At 71.4% G+C, this 5,982-nt stretch carries 5 protein-coding genes; 4 read left to right on the forward strand and 1 reads right to left on the reverse strand.

Going from position 1 to position 5,982, the window contains the following annotated elements; all coding sequences use genetic code 11:
• From MTR62_RS19225 to MTR62_RS19240, 4 genes are all read left to right on the forward strand, one after another.
• On the forward strand, positions 1 to 587 hold a 587-nt coding region (locus MTR62_RS19225; protein ID WP_456152715.1), incomplete at its 5' end, for a capsular polysaccharide export protein, LipB/KpsS family.
• On the forward strand, positions 584 to 1,813 hold the full coding sequence (locus MTR62_RS19230; protein ID WP_244023978.1) for a glycosyltransferase family 4 protein: 1,230 nt from the start codon (positions 584 to 586) through the stop codon (positions 1,811 to 1,813). The genes MTR62_RS19225 and MTR62_RS19230, both read left to right, overlap by 4 nt.
• A 116-nt stretch (positions 1,814 to 1,929) precedes the next feature.
• Complete coding sequence (locus tag MTR62_RS19235; protein ID WP_244023981.1) at positions 1,930 to 3,156, forward strand: MFS transporter; 1,227 nt, start codon at positions 1,930 to 1,932, stop codon at positions 3,154 to 3,156.
• A gap of 76 nt (positions 3,157 to 3,232) precedes the next feature.
• Complete coding sequence (locus MTR62_RS19240; RefSeq protein WP_244023983.1) at positions 3,233 to 4,714, forward strand: MFS transporter; 1,482 nt, start codon at positions 3,233 to 3,235, stop codon at positions 4,712 to 4,714.
• Positions 4,715 to 5,046: 332 nt separating this feature from the next.
• Here the strand turns inward: MTR62_RS19240 and MTR62_RS19245 are convergent.
• The coding region (locus MTR62_RS19245) for a YdcF family protein (RefSeq protein WP_244023985.1) at positions 5,047 to 5,982 on the reverse strand (936 nt) is incomplete at its 5' end.

Here is a 5,982-nt window from a genome sequence, read left to right on the forward strand (position 1 = left end):
GGCGCCGCCGGGTGCTCGTGCCGGGGCAGGTCGAGGACGACATGTCGGTGCTGGCGGGCGGCGGCGGGCTGGCGTCCAACCGCGAACTGCTGCGCCGCGTGCGCGCGCTCGAACCCGAGGCCGAGATCTGGTGGCGCCCGCATCCGGACGTCGACGCCGGGCACCGCAAGGGCGCCATCGCGGACGAGGACGCGCTGGTCTTCGCCGATCGCATCGTGCGCGGGGGCGGCATGGCGCCGCTGCTCGGCGCGGTCGATGCGGTCCACGTGCTGACCTCGCTGACCGGGTTCGAGGCGCTGATGCGCGGGTGCGCGGTGACCTGCCACGGTACGCCGTTCTACGCGGGCTGGGGGCTGACGCGCGATCTCGGCGCGGTTCCCGACCGGCGCGGGCGCGCCTTGACACTCGACGCGCTGGTGGCGGGCGTGCTGATCCTCTACCCGCGCTATCTCGATCCGGTAAGCGGCTTGCCGTGCCCGCCCGAAGTGCTGGTGGCGCGCATGGTGGAAAACCGGGCGGTCAATCGCCTGGGCTGGATCGAGCCCTTGCGCCGGATGCAGGGGCGGCTCATGGCATGGCTGCGATGACCCGCGTGATTTTCGACCTCTCGCGCCTGATCTCGCGCGTGCGCCATTCGACCCCTTCGGGTGTGGACCGCGTGGAGATGGCTTATGCACGCGGCCTCCTGGCGCGGCTGGGCGCGGACGATCTGGCTTTCGCCGCGGTCCACCCTTCCGGCCTTTACGGAAGGCTCGATCGCGGCGCGGCGCTGGCCTATCTCGACGAGCTGGAACGCCGCTGGGCGCAGGAGGAAGGGGGGCGTGGCCAGCGCTCGCTGGTCTCCGTGCTGCCGTGGATGAAGGCGCTGCTGCCTACCCGCAAGGGCGTGGGGGACTGGCCCGGCGCGCTCTATCTCCAGGTTTCGCCCCATCATCTGACGCGTCAGGACCGCATTGCCGGGCTGCTCGGGCGTGAGCGCGCGCGCTTCGTGTGCCTGGTCCACGATCTCATCCCGATCGAATACCCCGAGTACGCACGGCCCTCGGGCGCGGACCTGCACCGCCAGCGCATGGCCAGCGTCGCCAACCTTGCCGACCTGGTGATCGCCAATTCGGTGGCGACGGGCGCTTCCTTCGCCCGCTGGGTGGAGCGCGGCGACCCCTTGCTCGAAGCCGGGGTGACGGTGCCCCCGATCCATGCCGCGCTGCTGGGTACGGAGCCGGTCGCCGCGGTGGAGCCCTTCCGTTTCGCCGACGCGCGCCCCTATTTCCTGTGTCTGGGCACGATCGAGCCGCGCAAGAACCACCTCGCGTTGCTGCATTTGTGGCGGGCGATGGCCGAGACGATGGAGCCGGCCGCGATCCCGCGCCTGGTCATCGTCGGTCGGCGCGGGTGGGAGAACGAGCAGGTGCTTGATATGCTGGATCGCTGTCCCGCGCTCGCCCCCCATGTCGAGGAGCTGAGCGGGTGCCCCGACAAGCGGCTTGCCGCGCTCCTGCGCGGTGCGCGCGCGCTGCTCATGCCTTCGTTTGCCGAAGGTTTCGGGATGCCGGTGGCCGAGGCCTTGTCGGTGGGAACGCCGGTGGTGTGCAGCGACATCGCGGCGATGCGCGAGGTGGGCGGGGATGTTCCCGATTACCGCGACCCGCTCGACGGGCCGGGCTGGCTGGCGGCGATCCTCGACCATGCGGGCGAGGGGCCGCTCCACCAGGCGCAGCGCGCGCGGGTCCCGGCGTGGCGCGCGCCGAGCTGGGACGCGCACATGGACGGCGTGCTCGCGCGGCTTGAAGCGCTGTCTCCGGTTTGTGCCTGACGATTGGCGCATTTTCCCGTCGGGAGGAGGCACCGGACGGCTTGGAAAATGCTTCAGGACAAAACGCCTGGCGCAGCCATTGCGCCGTGCCGGGCGCGGGTTCATAGCCTGGCGGGATGACTGCGCAAAAGATCGTACCTGGAACCGCGGCCTATCGCCGGCTGTGCCTCGCGATGCTGCTGGCGGGGCTTTCGACTTTCGCGCTGCTCTACTGCACCCAGCCGCTGCTGCCGCATTTCAGCCGCGCCTATGGCCTGAGCGCTGAACAGGCAAGCCTGGCGGTCTCGCTGGCGACCGGGCCGATGGCCTTCGTGCTGCTGGTTGCAGGGATGGTCTCGGACCGGCTCGGACGCCGCCCGCTGATGATCGCCTCGCTGCTGCTGGCGGCGCTGCTGACCACGGTGCTGGGCTTCCTGCCGGGGTGGGACAGCCTGCTGGTCGCGCGCTTTGGCTGCGGCCTTGCGCTGGCGGGCATGCCCGCGGTGGCGATGGCCTATATCAGCGAGGAAGTGGACGATGGTGCGGTGGGCCGGGCGATGGGCCTGTACATCGGCGGTTCGGCGGTTGGCGGGATGAGCGGGCGGTTGCTGGTGAGCGTTCTGACGCAGTGGCTGGGCTGGCGCGACGCGCTGAGCCTGACCGGGCTGGCCGGGCTGGCCATCGCGCTCCTGTTCTGGCGGGTGCTGCCGCCCTCGCGCCAGTTCGAGCCGCGCCGGCATTCGTTCCTGGGCTATGCGGCGGGCTTCGCGCGCCTGTTCGCCGACAAGGCGCTGCCCTGGCTGTTTCTCGAGGCGTTCCTGCTGATGGGGGCGTTCATCTCGATCTACAATTACGCGGGATACCGGCTGATCGCGCCGCCCTACGCGCTGTCGCAGACCGAGGTCGGTCTCATTTTCCTGCTCTATCTGCTCGGCTCGTTCAGCTCGGCGCTGGCCGGGCACCTGTCGAGCCGGTTCGGTCCGCGCCGGAGCCTGTGGCTGCCGCTGGTGCTGTTCGTGGCGGGCATCGCGCTCACCGCGGCGCGGCCGCTGGCGCTGGTCGTCGCAGGGATCGCGGTGGTGACGGTGGCCTTCTTCGCGGCGCACGCGATCGCTTCGTCCTGGGTCGGGCGGCGCGCGCGGCAGGACCGTGCGCAGGCGACCGCGAGCTATCTCTTTGCCTATTACATGGGCTCGAGCCTGCTGGGGTCGAGCGGGGGCTACGCCTGGACCCATGCGGGCTGGAGCGGGGTGGCGCTGTTCACCGGCGCGCTGATGGGGATCGCGCTGCTCGTCGCCTTGCGGCTGGCGCGGGTCCAGCCGCTGGCGCAGGTCGAGCCGGTGCGCCCGATCCCGGTCGATTGAACGCGCGAGCCGGTCCCGCCGTGCGAGGCGCTGTCGTGGGAGTGTAAGATCGCCGGGCTAGGAAGCGGATCGCGTCATGCCCGCTTTCGAACCCTCGTTTCCCGCCCGGTCCCGGCGCGGGCCTGCCCCGGCCATCGGGCAGGGTGCGCGCGAGGAGGGGCGGCTGATCGCCTATTCGGCGGGGAACCTGGGCAAGAACATCGTCTTTGCCAGCGGTGAGCTGACTTTTCTCTACCTGCTGACCGATCTTGCCGGGCTGTCGGGCCGCGTGGCGGGTGGCGTGATGCTGCTGGTGGTGCTGGGCGATCTGGTGTTCGATCTGCTGGCGGCCCGGATCGTGATCCATCTGCGCGCGCGCGCCATCAACTACGCCAGCCTGCTGGTCGCGGGCGCGGTGCCCGGTGGGCTGGCCTTCGCGATGGTCTATGCGCTGCCGGCACTGGGTGTCACGGCGAGCGGGTGGCTGGCGCTGGCGCTGGTGACTTTCCGTAGCGCCTATGCGCTGGTCGACGTGCCGCACAACGCGCTGATGGCGCGCATCAGCCAAAGCAGCCGGACGCGGGCGCGGATCTCGGGCTATCGCCGTTTCTTCAGTTCGCTGTCCTCGGTCAGCATCGCGCTCATCATCGCGCCGGGGGTCGAGGCGGCGACCCACGGCGACGATTATCCCGCGCTTGCCGCGATGGGGCTGGGCGTGGGCGCGCTGTTCGTCGCGGCGATGGGGGCCTGCGCCTGGGCCTGCCGCACCCGGCATCCGGCGCGTGTGGAGGAGGCGTCGGCCCACGCCGATCCCTGTCCGGGGCCTGTGACGGGCGACGGGCTGGCTGTGCCCTTGCGCGATCCGCTGGTCCTGGCGATGCTCGCGCTTGGTCTGCTGACCGGGTTCGCCGCGCCCGGTTTCGATCGCATGGTGCTCTATTTCGCGCGCTATGTCCTGGCCGAGCCCGAAGCGGTGCGTCCGGTCCTTCTGGCGGTCACGGTAGGGCAGTTCGCGGGCGTGCTGGCGTGGACCGCGCTGGCCGGGCGGATCGATGCGCGCCGGTTGCTGATCGCGGGGCACCTGCTCTACGCGCTGGCGCTCTGCGGGTTCTGGCTGGCCTCGCCCCTGGCCGGGGCGCGGCTCGGCCTGGCCGGGGTGATCGGCTTTGCCCAGACGGCGGTGTTCATGCTGCCCTGGGCGATGCTGGCCGACGTCGTCGACGCGGTCGAATGGCGCCATCGCCGCCGGTTCGAGGCGGGGCTCTTCGCGGTCTTCCTGGTGGTGGTCAAAAGCAGCGGCAGCGCGGCATCGGCGGTGATCGGCTTCACGCTCGACCGGGCGGGCTACGCGCCGGGGCTGGTGCAGGACGCGGGTGTGCGCGCGGTGATCGCGGCTCTGGGCATCGCCCTGCCGGTGGCGGGCAGCGCACTGGCAGCGGCGCTGCTGTGGCGCTTCCGGCTCGGCCACGCGCTGCACGCACGGCTGTGCCGCACGCTGGCCTACCGTCGGCGGACCGGGGTGCGGGTGGTCGGGCCCCAGGCGGCGCAAACGTCCGGTTTCGTGTCTTTGCGGGCGTAGGGGCGCGCCCACCCCGCTGCGGCTGGGTTCGCTACGCTCTTCCAAGTCTCGCTGCCCCTCCCGCACGCGGGAGGGGGGATCGCGCATTGCCCTCCCGCTTGCGGGCGGGCCGGTAGGCTTGGGACCGAAGGGACCTAGCCGGACGGGGTGGGCGGGAACCCACTCAATCCAGCCGTTCCGATCACCGCCCGATTTTGTCCACTAGGGGTCNCGCGCATTGCCCTCCCGCTTGCGGGCGGGCCGGTAGGCTTGGGACCGAAGGGACCTAGCCGGACGGGGTGGGCGGGAACCCACTCAATCCAGCCGTTCCGATCACCGCCCGATTTTGTCCACTAGGGGTCGAGCGGATCGCGCGGGTCGATCCGGTCGACCTGCGGCGCGGGCGCGAAGACCAGTTCGGTGGGCGAAAGACGCGCCAGCACGCGGCCCGGCTGATAGCCCAGTTCGCGCGTGTTGCGCTGGGTGAACGCGGGGCTTTCGATATAGGCGCTCTGCTGCGGGTTGCACACGATGAGCGCGGGCATCGCGGCGGGCGCGCCGAGCATGGCGAGCCGGCGCGCGGCGTTGCGCAGGTTGGTCGTGGTGTGGCGCGCGTAGGGTTCGATCACGATCGCGTCGGCGGGTACGCCATAGCGCGCGATGAGCGCGCGGCGCATCTCGACCGCCTCGGCGAAGCGGGTCGCGCGGGGGTGGGCGTGGCCGCCGGTGAACACGATGAAGGGGACGTCGCCGCGGGCAAATCGCGCCGCGGCGAGCCGCAGGTGCGCCTTGCCGAGCGGGCTGAGCGGCTGGCCGTCGATTTCGGGGCCGATCCCGGTGACGATCATCGCGCTGTAGCGGTAGCGGCTCCAGTCGAGCCGCGCGGCGCGGGCCATGGCCGGGGCGTTGAGCCCGCCGGTGATCGGCTCGAAACGGATGGCATCGTCGCGGTCGCTGCCGTCGAGCAGCGCAAGCGCGAATTCGAGACTGGGATCGAGGGACTGGAGCGAGGCTTCGCGCGGGGTCTGTGCGAGCAGGCTGGCGGCCTGCAACCGGCTTTCGCGCTCGGCCGGGGTGATGGTGCCCGCGCCGTCGATCTCGGGATAGGCGGGCGGGGCGCCGAGGCCATAGGTTTCAAGGATCGTGTCGATCCCCTCGATCTCGCGGGTCAGCTGCGCGGCGGCGCCATCGTCGGGTGCGCCGGAGCGGATGAGCGGCGCGGCGGCGCGGGTGAACACGGCGCGCTCGTCTGCCCGCCAGACCAGCGCCTGCGCGAGACAGGCAAGATC

This window comes from Novosphingobium organovorum (assembly GCF_022832435.1).
Classification (GTDB): domain Bacteria; phylum Pseudomonadota; class Alphaproteobacteria; order Sphingomonadales; family Sphingomonadaceae; genus Novosphingobium; species Novosphingobium organovorum.